Here is an 18,608-nt window from a genome sequence, read left to right as displayed (position 1 = left end):
TCATCTAATCTTAATATTCAAGAGTGTTTTTATGTCTATATCTTTATATTTTGTAATGTTCATTACTTTCTCTAAACAATTCCAACCAATATCGAGAGGACAAGATGCTGCTATTTGAAACTGTTAGAGAAATGGGTCACGAACAAGTTCTGTTTTGTCATGGTAAAAATCCCGAAATTAAGGCAATTATTGCCATCCATGACACAACCTTGGGCCCAGCGATGGGAGCTACAAGAATCTTGCCTTATGTCAACGAAGAAGCTGCTTTAAAAGACGCACTTCGTCTGAGTCGTGGAATGACATATAAAGCTGCCTGTGCCAACATTCCGGCTGGTGGGGGAAAAGCAGTTATTATAGCTAATCCTGAAAATAAAACAGATGATTTGTTAAGAGCTTATGGACGTTTTGTTGATAGCCTGAATGGACGTTTTATTACCGGACAAGATGTCAATATTACCCCTGACGATGTGCGGACAATTAGTCAAGAAACGAAATATGTTGTTGGAGTATCAGAAAAATCTGGCGGGCCTGCTCCCATAACTTCACTAGGAGTTTTTCTGGGAATTAAAGCTGCTGTAGAATCTCGTTGGCAGAGCAAAAGACTTGATGGGATGAAAGTTGCAGTTCAAGGCTTAGGAAATGTCGGTAAAAATCTCTGTCGTCACTTACATGAGCATGATGTCCAGCTTTTTGTTAGCGATGTAGATCCAGTCAAAGCAGAAGAAGTGAAACGGCTTTTTGGCGCAACTATTGTAGAACCATCTGAAATTTACTCACTTGATGTAGATATCTTTTCTCCTTGTGCTTTAGGAGGAATTCTTAATAGTCATACAATTCCTTTTCTGCAAGCTTCGATTATTGCTGGTGCAGCTAATAATCAATTGGATAATGAGCAATTACATAGTCAAATGCTTGCCAAAAAAGGGATACTTTACAGTCCCGATTATGTAATTAATGCTGGAGGATTAATTAATGTTTATAACGAAATGATTGGTTATGACGAAGAAAAAGCTTTCAAGCAAGTGCATAACATTTATGACACGCTATTAGCAATTTTTGAGATTGCTAAAGAGCAAGGAGTTACTACCAACGATGCTGCCAGACGATTAGCAGAAGACCGGATCGACAAGATTAAGCGAAGTAAAACTACAGCGATCGCAGCTTAATTATTATTATCTTCAGGAGTGAAAAATGGAAAAAAATACCTTTGCTACATCAGCATATATTGCTACTTCCCCAGAAAGCGCTTTTGAGTATCTTTGTAGTTTAAAAAACTTAGATGAATGGACGCTTTATAGCCGGATGAAAGAGCAAATTGACGAAGATACCTGGCTGGGAACTGCGTCTGGTTATCACAAAAATCTCTATTATCATGTTAAAAAATTAGAAAATCCACTTTTCTACGGCATTGAGTGGCACTGTGGATTAGAGTATCAGAAATATTTTCAGGTTTACCCTGTTTTGCTGTTTCCCACTGATTATATCGAGCCGGGAACAGATGAAAAAGGTGTGTACTTTCACTGGTTGAGTTTTGTCGATCCCAAACGGCAGACTCAGATGATCATGCAGGGAATTCACACAGTACATACTTCTGAATGTCGCTCTCTCAAAGGGAATTTGGAACGTAAAGCTGGTCTGACCTCAGCAGCTAAAGGAAGCCACTTTATCGATACAGACACCATCTATGTTGATGCCCCAGTTGAAATTGGTATTGAATACTTAAAGGATTTACAAAACATAGATGAGTGGGCACATCTACTGCGACCGAATGGCGATATTACTTCTGATTCAGGTGAATTCAAAGATGAATATAACCAGAAGGTAAAAGTTTCTGTGCGCGTTCATAGTCTGAGTAAATACTACTTGCTTGAGCAAGAATATTATTATCCAGATTACGAATATTATCAGCGTTCTGTAGCGTTACTCATTCCAACCGCTTACGCTTTCGCCGATCCAGAAGCCTCTGGTTTTATCTTGCATCGAATCACATTCTGGAAAACAGATGGAACTGTAACCCACGGCAAACTTCAAATTGAAGACTATGGCGCTGAGAGCATGAACATCAAACGTTTACTCGAAGCCAAAGCTGGCAACCTCAAATCATTTGATCGAGGAATGAGCTATCTACCAAAAGCTCCAGAGCCACTAGTTAATAGTCATTAGTCATTGGTCATTGGTCATTGGTCAACTAACAAAAAAAAAGGACAAAGGACAAAGAACAAAGGACAAATGACAAATGACAAATGACGAAATATGAAACATAAACAACTTACTATTACCTTCCTAACTTTTTGTGTTACCGCTTTTTCGGGAATGAAAGCTGCCTCAGCTGCATCCTTTTCAGTAATCGCCGACGGTCTATATAATGCCGGAGGACTAAGCTTTGGCCCTGATGGCGATCTCTATGTTACAGAGGCGGGCATCGGGGGAAGTGGCGGTTGTGTGCCACCAGCAAGCGGTCAAGGCGATTCTCTATGCTATGGCACAAGTGGGGCAGTTACCAAAATTGAGAATGGTAAAACCGAGCGCATACTTACAGGACTTCCTTCTATAGCATTACCAGATGGTACTGGAGCCGGTGGCCCTCGTAACATCCAATTTGATGCTACAGGTAAACCTTATGTTCTGATTGGGTATGGGGCGAATCCAACCTTTCGCGATCGCAATTTAGGTGACACTGACCTCGGTAAAATCATTGCTCCCGACTTTAAGACCAATTCCTGGACGAGTGTTGCTGATTTAGCTAACTATGAACTCGCCAATAATCCCGATGGTGGTGATGTCGGTAGCAATCCCTTGGGCTTTGTAATAGATGGCAATAAGTTAGTTGTAGCTGATGCAGGTGCAAACGACTTACTCAGTGTTAATACTAGCGGTAGTAACTTGCAAGCTCTTACTACCTTTCCCGAAGACATATTAACTAATCCCGTCTTTCCACCTTCTGATACCCCATCCAATGAACCGGCACAGGTTCCATCTCAAGGGGAAGCGGTGCGAGGCCCATCGCAGTTTGCAACTCAACCAGTACCTTCGGGTGTGGCAAAAGGGCCTGATGGTGCTTATTACATCAGCCAATTTACTGGTTTCCCTTTCCCAGAAGGCGGCGCAAAAATCTATCGAGTCGGTGCTGATGGGAAATCATCAGTCTTCGCCGATGGTTTTACCCAACTTACAGACTTGCAATTCGATCCTGCGGGCAATTTGTATGCTTTGCAGTACGCCAATCAGTCAGCTTGGAAGGGTGATTTTGATGGTTCTGTAATCAAAATAGCTCCCGATGGCACACGCACAACTCTTCTGAGTGGCAATGGATTAGAGTCGCCTAGTGCCCTGACTATTGGTGCTGATGGTGCAGTATACGTTACCAACCGAGGCGATCGCCCAGGACTTGGACAAGTTCTCAAAATTGAAAATACCAAGTCTATTCCTGAACCTGATTCTGCTTTAGGTGTGTTAGCGATCGCTGTCTTGGGCGTTGGTTGGTTGCACAAGAAGAAAGAGCTACCAAACCTCCCATAAATAGAGTCGTGGCGCTCGAATAAAGAGTTTCAAACCAATCTTGCGTTCTTCAAAGACTGCAATTCGTTGTCTTTAAAACCATAAAAGTTTCCCCAAACAAATTATTTAACTCTCAATCTCCAAAGGTATGAAACTCAAGTCATTTGCTCTTACATCTATTACATTTTGTTTTACTGCTATTTGTGGAACACTATCTGCACAAGCTGCAACGCTAACGACAGTTGTCGATGGAGTTAGTAATGCACGGGGTGTTAGCTTTGGCCCTGACGGCAGTCTCTACGTAGCAGAGCCAGGTATCGGCGGTAACGGAAATTGCCAACCATCTCCGAGTACTCTATTTCAGCCTATCTGTGCTGGTAATACTAGTTCACTAGTCAAAGTTTCACCAAACGGCACAAAACAGCGTCTACTTAATAACTTTCAGTCTTTAGCAGAGCAACCCACCGGCAACCAAGGCGCTGGTATTGAAGACATACAATTCGATTCTAAAGGGAATGCTTATCTGCTGACAGGGTTTGCCGGTTATCCAGGAAACCGCGATCTAGCAACACTTAACCTTGGTTCTAAATCCCCACTCCCACCACAGCAACTTGCAACTTTCCCGCCATCAACGCCCGATAAAGTTTTGAATACGCCGCTTCTAGCACAACTGTACCAAGTTGACTTGAACACCGGATCTCTCAATAGTATTTTTGACTTTGCTAAAAATGAAATCACCCAAAATCCAGACAAGGGGGATGTAGTTACCAATCCCTACGATCTGGCTATTAGTGGCGATAATGCTTATGTCGTTGATGGGGGCGGGAACACTGCTTACAAAATCAAGCTTGACGGAAGTAAGTCACAAGCGATCGCAATTCCTAAAAATATTATTAGTAAGTCAGATTTGCCACCAGGATTACAATTACCTCCTGGGCTATTAGAGGAACTTCCAGGAGGAAAAATAGCAATTCAATCAGTACCCACAGGTGGCGCAATTGGCCCCGATGGAGCTTTATATGTTGGTGAATATACGGGTTTTCCTTATCCAGATGGTAAATCGCGGATCTTCCGCATTGGCGAAGATCAAAAACCAGAAGTTTTTCTCGATGGCTTTACGCACATCACCGACCTAACCTTTGATGAGAAAGGTGATTTGCTGGTTTTACAGTTCAGCGACAAGTCCCAGTTAGGGGGTGACATCACAAATCTACCTGGATCTCTCATCCAAGTTGCTCCTGATGGCACTCGCACAACACTTGTTGCAGCAGGTCAAGGGCTAGATTCGGCTGATGGAATTGATATTGGCCCTGATGGCAAGATTTATATTACCAATCGCGGTGTCGGCCCAGAACGCGGGGAAGTTGTTCGGGTGGATGGTGTCGTTGTTGAAAAAGTCCCCGAACCTGGTTCAGTAGTCGGCTTACTAGCACTTGCTAGTGTAGGCGCAACTGCTGCTTACGCCAAGCGCAAACGCCAACACAAGTTGGGTGAAGAGTTGCTAACCGAAGCAGAGACTGTCTAAATCCCTCTTTACCTGACACCAGGTAAAGCTTACAGAATAGGCTGCTGCCCAAAAGAGAAAGTTGCATTTCCAACAAGAGGCAGCAGCCCAAATTTCAGAGTTCCCAAACTAGGACGGGGAACAAAATTAGTCTAGGAAAGAGTATACCTTATACAACCAGGACTTAAAACTCATGGGATTAGTCAAAAATTTGTCAATTGGCATTCTCGGTACTGGATTGATGGTGTTGGCAACAGCAGCCCAAGCCAAAGCTGTAACATTAACTTACGACAGAAGTATCGGCAGTCCTGGCTTCGGGCCAGGGCAGCTTTTTGTTCCCCAAGGGATAACGGTAGATGATTCGGGTAATACCCTCATAGCTAACGGACGCGGTGTTAACCCAGATGGTACTCCTAACTACAACCTCGGTAACAAAATTGAAAAATTTAGTCCCACAGGTCAGTATATTGGAGCAATTGGTTCCGGCGGCACAGGGCCCGGACAGTTTGACGAGCCAACAACTGTAGACTTTAATCCCGTAACAGGGGATTTGTATGCAGGTGATGTTTACAACAACCGCATCAATCAATTCGATCCTCAGGGTAACTTTATTAGATCCTTTGCAAACGGAGATTTTACCCCTCGTGTAAACGATCGGATTTTCTTTGGCCCATCTGGTGTAACTTTTGACAAGACTGGCAACGTTTACGTAGGTGATTTTAACGGCGAAAGAATCCTCAAATTTACACCTGACGGAAAGCAAATTGGTGTCATTGGCGGCACTCTGGGCACTGCACTAGGAGAAACTCAAGGTGTAGCAGGTATAAGAATTTCCCCAGTCAGTGGAAATATCTTTCTAGCTGACCAGTATAACAACCGCGTTCAAGTACTCGATCCAAATGGCAAACCTCTGTACGCATTTGGTTCAGCAGGTAGCGGCCCTGGACAACTTCTTCAGCCAATTGGCATCGAAGTGGACGATCAAGAGAATGTTTATGTAGCTGATTCTATCAACAGCCGCGTTCAGGTATTTGATAAAAACGGTAAGTTCTTGACTTCCTACGGTGAAAATGCACGCGATGCATCAGGTAATCCTGTACCGCCTCCAGCATTAACTGGCCCTCCTTTTGGTAATCCCCTCGACCTCACACCAGGCAGATTTAACTGGACTGGTGGCACAACCCTCAAAGATGACAAGCTGTATGTGGGCGATTTCTTCCAAGGTCGCGTTCAAGTGCTAAACGTAGAGGGCAGAAGGCAAGTACCAGAACCTAGTTCAGCATTGGGTTTAGCATTGCTTGGACTTGGGGCTGCTACCGTCACATTGCGAAAACGCGGGCAACAAAAGCCAGTCTTCAGTTTAGAGAAGACGTTGCAAAAACAGTGCTGAGTTCTCATGATTGAGTAGCAGTAAAGTGACCGAATTCGAGTTCAGAGGTCGAAGTTCCAAGTTCAGAAGCTGAAGTTCCGGGTTCAGAGGTCAAAGTTCCGAGTTCAGAGGTCAAAGTTCCGAGTTCAGAAGCTGAAGTTCCGAGTTCAAAAGCTGAAGTGGATTAAACAAAATCTAAAACTTCTGTTTCGTGGGGTGCGTTATGCCCTTGGTAACACACCTTACGAAAATTTCAGGTCATTAAATCTGGAATCAGGGAGATAAAAACTGGAAATACTAAATAAAGCCAAGATTATCAAGGTGCTTTTAGCACATTAACGGTTAATGCACATTCTGATTTATTCATACAACTATCATCCAGAGCCAATTGGTATTGCACCTTTGATGACTGAACTAGCAGAAGGGCTGGTGAAGCGAGGGCATCAAGTGCGGGTAATCACAGGTATGCCTAACTATCCTCAGCGTCAGATTTACGATCGCTATCGGGGTAAGTTATACGTTACTGAAAAGAAAAATGGTGTCACTATTCAACGTAGTTACCTGCGGATTAAGTCTAAACCTAACCTTATAGATCGGCTACTGCTAGAGTTGAGCTTTGTCTTTACAAGTTTGCCACAAGCTCTCAAAGGTGAGCGACCTGATTTAATTCTCTTAACAGTGCCACCGTTACTCGTTTGCTTACCTGCAACTTTAATAAGTTGGCTATACAACTGTCCAGTAGTGCTGAATGTACAAGATATCCTCCCGGAAGCTGCTGTGCGTGTTGGGCTAATTAAGAATAAGTTGATGATTCAAGCTCTGGAAGCTTTAGAAAAATTTGCCTACCGAACTGCACATACCATTAGCGTGATTGCCGATGGTTTCGTAGATAATTTAATACATAAAGGTGTACCTGCTAATAAAATTGCCTGCATTCCAAATTGGGTAAATCTAAATTTTATCCGTCCTTTACCAAAGGAAAATAACTCCTGGAGAGCTTCTCATCAACTAGATGGTAAATTTGTAGTACTTTATTCAGGTAATATTGCTCTGACGCAAGGTTTAGAGACAGTAATAGAAGCAGCATCTCGGTTGCGTCATATTAATGATATTGTCTTTGCGATCGCAGGTGAATCTCAAGCTCTCGAAAGGTTACAAAAACATTGTCTTGCTTGTGGAGCAGATAACGTTTTGCTGCTACCATTGCAACCGCGAGAAAAACTACCGCAAATGTTAGCGGCTGCTGATGTTGGGTTGATTGTGCAAAAGAGCAATGTGATTTCCTTCAATATGCCTTCTAAAATACCACTGCTGTTAGCCAGTGGTCGCCCAATTGTCGGTTCAGTTCCCGCCACTGGTACTGCTGCCAAAGCTATCAAAGAAAGCGGCGGCGGCGTTATCGTTGAGCCTGAGTCAGCAGATGCTTTGGCCGCTGCGGTATTAGATTTATATAATCAGCCAGAACTAGCAGCAAAATTAGGGCGTGAAGGAAGAAAGTTTGCGGTAGAAAACTACTCTTTTGAGCAAGCGCTAGATCGGTATGAAGAGTTATTTTATGATGCGATCGCCAAAAGAGCAACAACTTTGGATATCTTGCCCAAATTGAGTTCTAAAGAATCACTTGTTGAGCAAGAGCTTTTGGTACATACCTTACCCCTAGTGCGCGTGATATCTCAAAGACAAATGACAAATGACTAATGACAAATACTTCGGCTTCGCTCAGTACAAGTGACAAATGACAAATTCAGATCGGCTGAAAAAAACAGACCAAAAGTTGATCGCCTTATTGAGCGATCGCATATCATTATTAGCAGCATCAGAACAACCTTCTCTAGATCGACAACTGTCTGATGTTGCTCCTCTACTCGCCCAAGCTGGTATTCCTGAATCTGTTTGGGCAAGTTTGCTAAATAGTTGTCATGCCAGTTTGATTCCTAAATATGCAACAAATCATGTCAGTCCCCGACAAATTACCATCATCGGTGGACGCGGTAGGATGGGAAAATTATTTAAAGAGCAACTTTCGCTAGTAGGTAATAATGTTAGCGTCCTCGAATCCGAGGATTGGGAATACGCAGAGCAACTATTAAGTCAGACAGAATTAGTTTTAGTCAGCGTTCCTATTGAACATACAGTTGATGTTATCAAGCGTGCAGCTAAATACCTCGCCCCAACTACCGCTTTGTGTGACATTACGAGTATTAAAACACAGCCAACTCAAGCAATGCTCGAACACCATTCCGGGCCAGTCATGGGTTTACACCCAATGTTTGGGCCAAATATCAAATCGTTTTTTGGACAAAAAGTAGTAGTGTGTCCTGGTAGAAACGATGATTCATTTCAATGGTTTTTAGACTTTATTAAAAGCCAAGGTGGAGAGTTAATTGTTTGTACGCCTGAAGAACACGATCGCATGATGACGATCGTTCAAGCAACGCAACATTTCTGTAGATTTAGTCTTGGCATTTTCTTAGCACAAGTAAAAGTGGACATAGAGCAGAGTTTAACAATGTCAACTCCTAACTACCGTCAAGAAATTGACATTGTTAAACGTTTGTTTTCCCAAAACCCTCACTTATGTGTGGATATTATGCTCGCTACAGAAGAAAGGTGTGATACAATTAGCTTTTTAGCTGATACTTATAGCCGTTTGGCGAAACTAGTAGCAAAGAAAGACAAAGACGCATTAATTCAAGAATTTGAAAAGGCTCAAAGTTTTTTTGAAGATAAAATCAACACTTTTATCCAGCCTTTAAATACAATGGCTATCCAAAGAGATTTTCAACCAAAAATTCACACAAATATTAGCATTTAAATCCACAAAAATATGCTGATAGACATATTTCACGATACTGTTTGTCCTTGGTGCAGAATTGGGAAAAAACATCTGTTTGATGCACTAGCACAACAGCAAGAACAAAAAGTACATATTCGCTGGCATCCTTTTCTTTTAGATAATACTGTTCCTGCCGAGGGTTACGAATTTCGCAGCTTTATGCAAAATAGAAAAGGTATGAAAGCGGCAGAAATACAACAGATATTTGATAGTACGCAACGCGCAGGTGAGGCGGCTGGAGTTAAGCTAAATTTTGATAAAATCCGTTTGGCTGTCAATACTAAGCTTTCTCATCAACTGATTGCACTTGCACCCGCAAACGTAAAAAACGATGTCGTCGAAGCTATTTATCAAGCTTACTTTGAAGACGGTTTGAACATTGGAAATATTGACGTTATTGTTGCCATCGGTACAGCGTATCAGATGAATGCTAGCGAATTAAAGTTGCAATTAAACAATCGCGCGGTGAGTGATGCAGTCATTGCTGAATCAACATTTGCTCGGTTAAATGGCATCAACAGCGTGCCGTTCTTCGTAATCAATGACAAAGTTAAGGTAAATGGTTCTCACTCCGTAGAGGTATTCCTGGAAACTTTGAATCGTGCTGCACTTTTAGATATACCTGCAAAAATATGATAGTTGACATCAAGCAAAAAAGTAGATTAATTCATCAAAGTGTTTCGGTTACTTTTAATTACGAAGTTTACTTTACCCACAATTTATTTGAGTTAAAAAATCCTACCTTAGCCCAAGTGATTGGTGCGGATGAGGAGACAAAGCCAAAGAAATTAGTTGCAGTAATAGACGCAGGAATATTAAAGTATCAACCTGAATTGGTGAAGCAATTAGTCGCGTATACCAAGTTTTATGCAGAGGTACTAGCGATCGCAGCCGAACCGATGATAATTTCGGGGGGAGAAGCTGCTAAAAACGATCCCACTTTATTAGAGCAAATCCAGCAACAAATTGAAGCTGCCGGATTATGTCGCCACTCTTATGTGTTAGCGATCGGGGGCGGGGCGGTGTTGGATTTGGTAGGATATGCAGCCGCAACTGCTCACCGGGGAATTCGGCTAATTCGGGTGCCGACAACGGTGTTAGCGCAAAATGATTCTGGGGTTGGTGTAAAAAACGGCATCAATGCTTTTGGGAAAAAGAATTTTCTTGGCACATTTGCGCCACCTTATGCAGTTATCAATGACTCTGCCTTTTTGACAACTCTAGACGATCGCGATTGGCGTTCTGGGATTGCAGAAGCAGTCAAAGTGGCACTGATTAAGGATGTTAGCTTTTTTGATTTTATCCACTCTCATACCGCAGCTTTGAGGCGGCGAGATATGGATACTATGCAACAGGTTATCTATCGTTGCGCTCAGTTGCATTTAGAACATATTGCCAATGGCGGCGATCCTTTTGAAATGGGTTCGTCTCGTCCCCTGGATTTTGGACATTGGGCGGCTCATAAACTGGAGCATTTGACAAATTATCGCTTGCGTCATGGCGAAGCTGTTGCGATCGGTATTGCTCTGGATAGCACTTATTCTTATTTGGCAGGATTGCTGGATTGTTCGGAGTGGCAACGGATATTAAATAGTTTATCGGCGTTGGGTTTCACGTTGTATGTGCCAGAACTAGCTGAGAAGTTATCACAATTGGAAGATCCTCATTGTTTGTTTCGGGGTTTGACTGAATTCCGCGAACATTTGGGGGGAGAGTTGACTTTGACGCTGTTGAAAGGGATTGGAAAAAGAATTGAGGTTCATGAGGTGAATTTGTTGTTGTATCGGCAAGCAATATCTCTGTTGCAGGAAGTGAGGGGGGAGTTTTAAACGCAGAGGGACGCTGAGGGAAGCGCAAAGGAACGCAGAGGTTTTATGAGGCGATTTACTACTTTTGGGGGAAGCGGATTTTTTTTATAGGGTTGTTGGTAAATGTACTAGAAAAGCAGTATAAAAAGCGAATAAATTGACACCCAATCGAAAAATTATTCAATGTCTTATCTGCTTGATATCTAGTATTCTTAAATCAGAAGCAAAAAGTTTTTGATTACATCTTTTAAAAAGAATATGTTGGCTTGGATGGATAAAAGATTATCTAAGTCTGTTCTAGGTTTGAAAATAACTACTAATAATGATTAATGGTTGCTGCTTAATGATTGACTAACAAATATTCTAGAGAAATTACTCATGGTTTTTGATTCACGTTCCTACAATACTCTCGGCGGTGTAAGTGTTTCTCGCTCCATCACTGAAGTTAAGATGGACACTGCCCTCGATGATATTCTGTTCCATTTAAATTCTCAGCGTGGAGGATTGCTAAGGAGTAGCTATGAATATCCAGGCAGATACAAAAGATGGGCGATCGGATTTGTCAATCCACCGTTAGAGTTGACTACCCAAGGAAACTCTTTCACTTTGATAGCGTTGAATGAACGCGGTCAAGTACTTTTACCATTTCTTGTAGAGAAACTATCCCAGTCAGAACAACTTGAGAACATCACCCAAGAAAATAACAATATTGTCGGCTTTATTAAAGCTACAAAAAAATTATTTACTGAAGAGGAACGTAGTAAACAGCCTTCATCATTTACCGTTGTCCGCGAAATTCTATATACTTTCTCTAGTCAAGAAGACGAGCATTTAGGCTTGTATGGTGCGTTTGGTTATGACTTAGTTTTTCAGTTTGAACCAATTACTCAACATCTAGAACGTCCTACAGATCAGCGCGATTTGGTGCTTTATTTGCCAGATGAATTGATTGTTGTTGACTATTATCAGCAACGTGCATTTCGTTTCCAATATGATTTTAAAACAGCGCATGGCAATACCAAGAATCTTCCGAGAACTGGTGAGTCTGTAGATTATCGCGGCAAACATCTTTTACCAAATCAAACTGCTGACCATCAAGTAGGCGAATATGCGAAAAAAGTTGAGGTTGCACTCGATTATTTCCGCAGAGGCGATTTATTTGAAGTTGTTCCTAGTCAAAACTTTTTTGAAGGCTATGAAGACGAACCCAGCAAACTATTTAATACCTTAAAGGAAATAAATCCCAGTCCTTATGGGTTTATTTTTAATTTAGGTGGCGAATATTTGATTGGTGCATCTCCAGAAATGTTTGTGCGGGTTGAAGGTAGGCGGGTAGAAACTTGTCCAATTAGTGGCACTATTAGTCGGGGACAAGATGCTCTTGACGATGCGGTGCAAATTCGTCAGTTACTCAACTCTCATAAAGATGAAGCTGAGTTGACCATGTGTACTGATGTCGATCGCAATGACAAATCTCGAATCTGCGAACCTGGTTCAGTACGAGTCATCGGTCGTCGCCAGATTGAATTATACAGCCACCTGATACATACAGTAGATCATGTTGAAGGGACACTGCGATCGCAATTCGATGCTTTAGATGCCTTTCTTTCGCATACATGGGCGGTTACAGTCACCGGCGCACCCAAAAGGGCAGCAATAGATTTTATTGAACGGCACGAAAAGAGCGCCCGACGTTGGTATGGTGGAGCAGTCGGCTATTTAAATTTCAACGGGAATTTAAATACTGGCTTAATTCTACGGACAATTCGATTAAAAGATTGCATCGCCGAAGTGCGAGTCGGTGCTACAGTCCTTTATGACTCCATACCCCAAGCAGAAGAACAAGAAACAATTACCAAAGCTGCTGCTTTATTTGAAACGATTCGCCGTGTAAAGCAAACGAGTCAGAAAATTGATAAGTCTGGTTCTCTAAAATTAAGCAAACAGATTCCAGGTGTAAAATCTAGCAAACGCATCTTATTAATAGACTACGAAGACTCATTTGTTCATACCCTAGCCAATTACATTCGCCAAACTGGTGCAAGCGTCACCACACTGCGTCATGGTTTCTCGGAATCGTTATTCGATATAGAACGCCCTGACTTAGTTGTATTATCTCCTGGCCCTGGTAGACCAAGTGATTTTGGAGTTTCCGAGACTGTCGGTGCGCTTCTGCATCGCCAAATTCCGATTTTTGGAGTTTGTCTGGGACTGCAAGGCATTGTTGAAGCTTTTGATGGCGAATTGGGAGTTCTTAACTATCCTCAACATGGGAAATCCTCACGAATTTTCGTCACCGATTCCAATTCTGTCACCTTCAACAACTTACCGGAATCCTTTGCAGTGGGTAGATATCACTCATTATTTGCCCTACCGCAACGTTTGCCAAAAGAACTCAAAGTAACAGCGATTTCTGATGACGACGTAATTATGGGCATTGAACATCAAACACTTCCCATCGCCGCCGTTCAGTTTCATCCAGAATCAATCATGACTTTAGGTGGAGAAGTCGGTTTGAAAATCATTAAAAATGTGGTGCGTGCATATACGCAAATTAAAGAGTCATTAGTCATTGGTCATTAGTCATTGGGCATTGGGCATTGGGCATTGGGCATTGGGGAAAGACTTACTGCAACTTCTCCTCTGCTCCCCTGCTTTTCTGCTCCCCCTGCTTCCCCTGCTCCCTGCTCCCCTGCTCCCTAATCCCTCTAGCATTTTATGACTAACCAAGTTGCCCCTCCCCGCCATATTCTTGAAGAAATTGTGTCGCATAAAAGGCAAGAAGTTGCACAAATGCAGCAAGAACTGCCTTTAGCCTCCTTGCGACAACAGTTAAATACAGCCCCGACTGTGCGAAATTTCTTGACTGCTTTGCAAGATAATCCCAATCAACCTAGTTTAATTGCTGAAGTAAAAAAGGCATCACCTAGCCGTGGGGTTATCCGCGCAGATTTTGACCCTGTTGCTGTTGCTCAAGCTTATGAACGAGGTGGTGCAGCTTGTTTATCAGTCCTAACTGACGAAAAATTCTTTCAGGGCGGTTTTGATAATCTGCGAAAGGTGCGTCAACAAGTTGCATTACCTTTACTGTGCAAGGAGTTCATCATTAACTCCTATCAAATTTATTTAGCACGGACAGCAGGCGCAGATGCAGTATTGTTAATTGCAGCTATTTTATCAGATCGAGAACTCCAAGACTTTTTGCGAGTAATTCACGATTTGGGCATGACTGCGCTAGTAGAAGTCCATACCTTAGCTGAACTAGATCGAGTACTAAAGCTTGATAACCTAAGTTTAGTAGGAATCAACAATCGCAATTTAGAAGACTTTACCCTTGATTTAGGAACCACACAGCAACTTTTAGCAGAGCGTCAACAACAATTACAAAGCTTAGATATCACCGTCGTCAGCGAGTCTGGACTGTATACACCTGCTGATTTATCTCTTGTCGCTGAGGCTGGCGCGCGTGCAGTTTTGATTGGCGAGTCTTTAGTTAAACAAAGCGATGTAGAACAAGCTGTGCGTGAGATTTTACTAATTCGTAATTCGTAATACTTCGGCTACGCTCAGTACAAGTTCGTAATTCGTAATTGGTAAATCTAAAAAAATGAAGCTCTGATATTCATTCACGAGTATAAAAGACTCGTTAACGGAGATAAAAGCCTCATTCACGAGTATCAAAGACTCGTTAACGGAGATAAAAGCCTCATTCACGAGTATCAAAGCCTCGTTAACGGAGATAAAAGCCTCATTCACGAGTATCAAAGACTCGTTAACGGAGATAAAAGCCTCATTCACGAGTATCAAAGCCTCGTTAACGGAGCTAAAAGCCTCGTTCACGAGTATCAAAGACTCGTTAACAAAAAATTTAGCATGGGCATCGCTAATTGCTAAGTGTAAATTATTCTAAAACTATTAAACAATCATTAACTATTTTTCAGCATGATCTCTATCTCCGATTCCTTTCAAGCTTTACGCGATCGCCAACAGTGTGCTTTAATTCCTTTTATCACAGCAGGCGATCCTAACTTAGAAACTACTGCCGAAGCCTTACGCATCTTAGATCGCAACGGTGCTGACTTTATCGAGTTGGGCGTTCCCTACTCCGATCCTCTCGCAGATGGGCCTGTGATTCAAGCAGCAGCAACCCGCGCTTTACAAAAAGCCACGAAATTAGAGCAAGTGCTAGAGATGTTGCACATAGTCATTCCTAGCCTAAAAGCGCCGATAATTCTATTTATGTACTACAATCCCATTTTGCATCGGGGTATTAAGTTGTTTTTGGCGCAAATTGCTGTTGCTGGGGTGCAGGGATTGGTAGTACCAGACTTACCCTTAGAAGAAGCAGAAGAATTAATTCAAACTGCTGCCTCTTTTGGAATTGAGGTAATTTTACTCGTCGCTCCTACCAGTTCTCAAGATAGAATTGTTGCGATCGCTCGTCAATCTCAGGGTTTTATCTATCTAGTTAGTGTTACAGGCGTTACAGGTATCCGCGCTCAAATCCAAAACCGCGTAGAGCATTTAATTACCGAGTTGCAAAGCGTCACCAAAAAACCCATCGGCGTTGGTTTTGGCATCTCCGCTCCAGAACAAGCACATCAAGTCATGGAATGGGGTGCAGATGCAGTGATTGTTGGCAGCGCCTTTGTCAAACGTTTAGCTGAAGGTAGCCCCACAGAAGGATTACAAGCCGTGGAAGAATTTTGTCGAGAACTTAAAGCAGCCATCACAGAAAGTCAGCGCAAAAATCCATCTCTTCAAGAGGTGTGATAAATTCACCCGCAAACCTGGGGAGTAGGGAATTATAGCGGTTTGTAGTTGAGTTCGATACAGACCTAACCCCCAGCCCCTTCCCTTGCAGGGAAGGGGAGTAAGATTCAAAGCCTCTCTCCTCTTAGGAGAGAGGTTTGGAGAGAGGTCAAAACTAAACTGTACCCAAACAAAATATCAATTATTTCTCTTTTTGTCCTTTGCCCCCTCTCCTCCTCTTATTCCATTAAGATAATGAAACTCCTGCTAAAGTCGGTCAAAATATTAATTTATAGCTTACTTATAGTTAGCACCTGTGCTATTACAGTCTTCGCCCACGATCGCCTTGACAAGGGACAATACAAATACCATTGGAATCATAATCTTCCAGGACAATACGCTCGCCTAGCTGTAAGAAAGAACGTAACTGACCTAACACAAAGAGAGAAAACAGCCTTCGTTAAGGCTATCAAAACCTTAAAAACTGTCATACCCCCAGGTAGCAAGGTTAGTATTTACGACCAATTCGTTGCTATACATATAGGGGCAACACGCTTAATTCATAACCATAAAGGACATTCCGATGGTTCAGTCCAAGAACTTGCTCATGAAAATGCCGCATTTTTCCCTTGGCATCGAGAATATATCCGCAGATTTGAACAAGCACTGCAAGCAGTAGACCCAACTGTTACTCTGCCATACTGGGATTGGACAGATGCCAAATCACTTAATGTAATTTTTAATGATGACTTTCTTGGCTCCAACGGTCAAGGAGTAACCATCAAAATTCCCAATCAGGGAAACTTTACAGGCGGCGCTGTATCTGGGGCTTTTTCGGCTGCAAATGGCTGGGTGATGAATCCAGCATTAAATATCGACCCAGAAACCCAAACATCATTAGGTACATCACTTGTCCGCTTTCTCAGACTACCTCCTGCCAGTGATTATCCTGTACCCAAAAAAGATGTCGAGCGTGCCCTCCGTCTGAATAACTATTCTCTATTTCGCCCTGCTTTGGAAGGATTTATCTCTGTAGATGAGCAGGGTAAAGTCACCCCCGGAGGATTCATCCACAATTACATTCATGGCTTAGTCGGTGGGGTACAAATAGACGCAAGCACAAAACCCATAAAGTTTAAGGGTCTAGGTACTATGGGCAATATCCCAAGTTCGCCTTATGACCCAGTATTTTGGCTGCATCATGCCAACGTAGACCGCCTCTGGGCCCAATGGCAAGAAAATGGTCATCAAGGTAGCGATTTTTATCCTGCCAATGGTCAACCTTACGGGCACAATCTCAAAGACCTAATGTGGCCTTGGGATGGCGGTATGTCTACCCCCAAAGCTACAGCGTTAGGAGATTTACTATCTTTATTACCAAATTTTAACTCTGACGATTTGGTGCGCCCTATAGACGTTTTGAATCACCAAAAACTGGGCTATACCTACGAAACCTGGGAATGGAAAACCCAAAGATGATTCAAAGTTAGAACCAGAGTAAAAAATACTTGAACATGAAAGGATTTTAACCAATGGTAAACATACTAAACATCAATACTGCAACTGTACAACCAGATTCTTTGGGCAGGTTTGGAAAATTCGGCGGTAAATATGTCCCGGAAACCTTAATGCCTGCATTAAGTGAATTGGAAGCGGCGTATCAACAATATCGCAGTGAGCCGAGTTTTCAAGCAGAACTGCAAAACTTAATGCGTGATTATGTCGGACGACCCAGCCCATTATATTTTGCTGAACGCCTGACAGCAAATTACGCTAGACCAGATGGCACGGGAGTGCAAATTTATTTAAAGCGCGAAGATTTAAATCATACAGGCGCTCACAAAATTAATAATGCTTTGGCTCAGGTTTTGCTAGCCAAGCGCATGGGTAAGCAACGGATTATTGCCGAGACAGGTGCAGGACAACACGGCGTAGCGACTGCAACTGTGTGTGCGCGATTTGGTTTGAAATGTGTGATTTATATGGGCGTTCAGGATATGGAACGCCAAGCCCTGAATGTATTTCGGATGAAATTAATGGGTGCAGAAGTTCGTCCAGTAGAGGCAGGTACAGGAACTCTCAAGGATGCAACTTCGGAAGCAATTCGAGATTGGGTAACGAATGTAGAAACAACTCATTACATCCTCGGTTCCGTTGCTGGGCCTCATCCCTACCCGATGATTGTCCGTGACTTCCACGCGGTAATTGGTGTAGAAACTCGCGCTCAATGCCAAGAGAAATGGGGAGGACTACCAGATATTTTACTGGCTTGCGTGGGTGGAGGTTCCAACGCGATCGGCTTATTCAATGAATTTGTCCATGAACCTTCGGTGCGCCTAATTGGAGTCGAAGCTGCGGGTGAAGGTGTAAATACAGAAAAACACGCTGCTACCTTGACAAAAGGTAAAATAGGTGTATTGCACGGTGCAATGAGCTATTTACTGCAAGATGATGATGGTCAAGTCATCGAAGCTCATTCAATTAGTGCCGGATTAGATTATCCCGGTGTTGGGCCAGAGCATAGTTATTTAAAGGATTATGGTCGGGCTGAATATTACAGTGTTACCGATAAACAAGCTCTAGAAGCATTTCAGAGGCTTTCGCAACTAGAAGGAATTATCCCAGCCTTAGAAACTGCTCATGCGATCGCATATCTCGAAACCCTTTGTCCCCAGTTAACAGGCAATCTCCGCATCGTCATCAATTGTTCCGGCAGAGGTGACAAAGATGTGCAAACTGTCGCTAAAGTCCTGATTCCTTAATTTGTCATTGGTCATTAGTCATTAGTCATTTGTCATTTGTCATTTGTCATTTGTCATTTGTCATTTGTCATTTGTCATT

General features: G+C 42.6%; 14 protein-coding genes. All 14 read left to right on the top strand.

All coding sequences use genetic code 11. The annotated features are described in order from the left end of the window. Positions 1-104: 104 nt before the first annotated feature. The 14 genes from scyB to trpB all read left to right on the top strand — a co-directional run bounded on the left by scyB (position 105) and on the right by trpB (position 18,529). Positions 105-1,166: a tryptophan dehydrogenase ScyB gene (gene scyB, locus RM049_RS32630; protein ID WP_322671100.1), complete on the top strand. Its 1,062-nt coding sequence runs from the start codon at positions 105-107 to the stop codon at positions 1,164-1,166. 25 nt (positions 1,167-1,191) lie between these two features. After that, positions 1,192-2,163 (top strand): scytonemin biosynthesis cyclase/decarboxylase ScyC, encoded by a 972-nt coding sequence (gene scyC / locus RM049_RS32625; protein WP_322707139.1) that lies wholly within the window; start codon positions 1,192-1,194, stop codon positions 2,161-2,163. Between the two features lie 90 nt (positions 2,164-2,253). Continuing rightward, complete coding sequence (locus RM049_RS32620) at positions 2,254-3,519, top strand: ScyD/ScyE family protein (protein WP_322707138.1); 1,266 nt, start codon at positions 2,254-2,256, stop codon at positions 3,517-3,519. Positions 3,520-3,646: 127 nt separating this feature from the next. Then, on the top strand, positions 3,647-5,023 hold the full coding sequence (locus RM049_RS32615; protein ID WP_322707137.1) for a ScyD/ScyE family protein: 1,377 nt from the start codon (positions 3,647-3,649) through the stop codon (positions 5,021-5,023). A 172-nt stretch (positions 5,024-5,195) separates the two neighbouring features. Then, on the top strand, positions 5,196-6,392 hold the full coding sequence (gene scyF / locus RM049_RS32610) for a scytonemin biosynthesis PEP-CTERM protein ScyF (protein WP_322707136.1): 1,197 nt from the start codon (positions 5,196-5,198) through the stop codon (positions 6,390-6,392). A 324-nt stretch (positions 6,393-6,716) separates the two neighbouring features. After that, a complete protein-coding gene (locus RM049_RS32605; RefSeq protein ID WP_322707135.1) occupies positions 6,717-8,069 on the top strand; it encodes a glycosyltransferase family 4 protein in 1,353 nt (450 codons plus the stop codon). A gap of 37 nt (positions 8,070-8,106) precedes the next feature. Next, complete coding sequence (tyrA, locus tag RM049_RS32600) at positions 8,107-9,186, top strand: bifunctional chorismate mutase/prephenate dehydrogenase (protein ID WP_322707134.1); 1,080 nt, start codon at positions 8,107-8,109, stop codon at positions 9,184-9,186. 12 nt (positions 9,187-9,198) lie between these two features. Next, positions 9,199-9,843, top strand: coding sequence for a DsbA family oxidoreductase (locus RM049_RS32595; protein ID WP_322707133.1), 645 nt, complete (start codon positions 9,199-9,201; stop codon positions 9,841-9,843). Next, entirely contained in the window at positions 9,840-11,036 is a 1,197-nt protein-coding gene (locus tag RM049_RS32590) for a 3-dehydroquinate synthase (RefSeq protein WP_322707131.1), read from the top strand. The genes RM049_RS32595 and RM049_RS32590 overlap by 4 nt, the downstream gene beginning before the upstream one ends. A gap of 357 nt (positions 11,037-11,393) precedes the next feature. Further along, on the top strand, positions 11,394-13,598 hold the full coding sequence (locus RM049_RS32585) for an anthranilate synthase (protein WP_322707130.1): 2,205 nt from the start codon (positions 11,394-11,396) through the stop codon (positions 13,596-13,598). A 135-nt stretch (positions 13,599-13,733) separates the two neighbouring features. Continuing rightward, positions 13,734-14,567, top strand: a complete 834-nt coding sequence (gene trpC, locus RM049_RS32580; protein ID WP_322707129.1) for an indole-3-glycerol phosphate synthase TrpC — start codon at positions 13,734-13,736, stop codon at positions 14,565-14,567. A 390-nt stretch (positions 14,568-14,957) separates the two neighbouring features. Next, positions 14,958-15,788, top strand: coding sequence for a tryptophan synthase subunit alpha (trpA, locus tag RM049_RS32575; RefSeq protein ID WP_322707128.1), 831 nt, complete (start codon positions 14,958-14,960; stop codon positions 15,786-15,788). Positions 15,789-16,022: 234 nt separating this feature from the next. Next, entirely contained in the window at positions 16,023-17,246 is a 1,224-nt protein-coding gene (locus RM049_RS32570) for a tyrosinase family protein (protein ID WP_322707127.1), read from the top strand. 53 nt (positions 17,247-17,299) lie between these two features. Continuing rightward, positions 17,300-18,529, top strand: coding sequence for a tryptophan synthase subunit beta (gene trpB, locus RM049_RS32565; protein ID WP_322707126.1), 1,230 nt, complete (start codon positions 17,300-17,302; stop codon positions 18,527-18,529). Positions 18,530-18,608 lie beyond the last annotated feature (79 nt).

This window comes from Nostoc sp. DedQUE04, assembly GCF_034530995.1.
In the GTDB taxonomy this organism is placed as follows: Bacteria; Cyanobacteriota; Cyanobacteriia; order Cyanobacteriales; family Nostocaceae; genus Nostoc.
The sequence above is the reverse complement of the archived record's forward strand: the minus strand, read 5'-3'. Positions and strand labels throughout refer to the sequence as shown.

Excerpts from the sequence above, each read along its gene's own strand:
- RM049_RS32590 (WP_322707131.1), top strand. The coding sequence starts at position 9,840 with ATGATAGTTGACATCAAGCAAAAAAGTAGATTAATTCATCAAAGTGTT.
- scyC (WP_322707139.1), top strand. The coding sequence starts at position 1,192 with ATGGAAAAAAATACCTTTGCTACATCAGCATATATTGCTACTTCCCCA.
- RM049_RS32570 (WP_322707127.1), top strand. The coding sequence starts at position 16,023 with ATGAAACTCCTGCTAAAGTCGGTCAAAATATTAATTTATAGCTTACTT.
- tyrA (WP_322707134.1), top strand. The coding sequence starts at position 8,107 with ATGACAAATTCAGATCGGCTGAAAAAAACAGACCAAAAGTTGATCGCC.
- scyB (WP_322671100.1), top strand. The coding sequence starts at position 105 with ATGCTGCTATTTGAAACTGTTAGAGAAATGGGTCACGAACAAGTTCTG.
- RM049_RS32595 (WP_322707133.1), top strand. The coding sequence starts at position 9,199 with ATGCTGATAGACATATTTCACGATACTGTTTGTCCTTGGTGCAGAATT.
- trpC (WP_322707129.1), top strand. The coding sequence starts at position 13,734 with ATGACTAACCAAGTTGCCCCTCCCCGCCATATTCTTGAAGAAATTGTG.
- RM049_RS32605 (WP_322707135.1), top strand. The coding sequence starts at position 6,717 with ATGCACATTCTGATTTATTCATACAACTATCATCCAGAGCCAATTGGT.
- trpA (WP_322707128.1), top strand. The coding sequence starts at position 14,958 with ATGATCTCTATCTCCGATTCCTTTCAAGCTTTACGCGATCGCCAACAG.
- RM049_RS32585 (WP_322707130.1), top strand. The coding sequence starts at position 11,394 with ATGGTTTTTGATTCACGTTCCTACAATACTCTCGGCGGTGTAAGTGTT.
- trpB (WP_322707126.1), top strand. The coding sequence starts at position 17,300 with ATGGTAAACATACTAAACATCAATACTGCAACTGTACAACCAGATTCT.
- RM049_RS32615 (WP_322707137.1), top strand. The coding sequence starts at position 3,647 with ATGAAACTCAAGTCATTTGCTCTTACATCTATTACATTTTGTTTTACT.
- RM049_RS32620 (WP_322707138.1), top strand. The coding sequence starts at position 2,254 with ATGAAACATAAACAACTTACTATTACCTTCCTAACTTTTTGTGTTACC.
- scyF (WP_322707136.1), top strand. The coding sequence starts at position 5,196 with ATGGGATTAGTCAAAAATTTGTCAATTGGCATTCTCGGTACTGGATTG.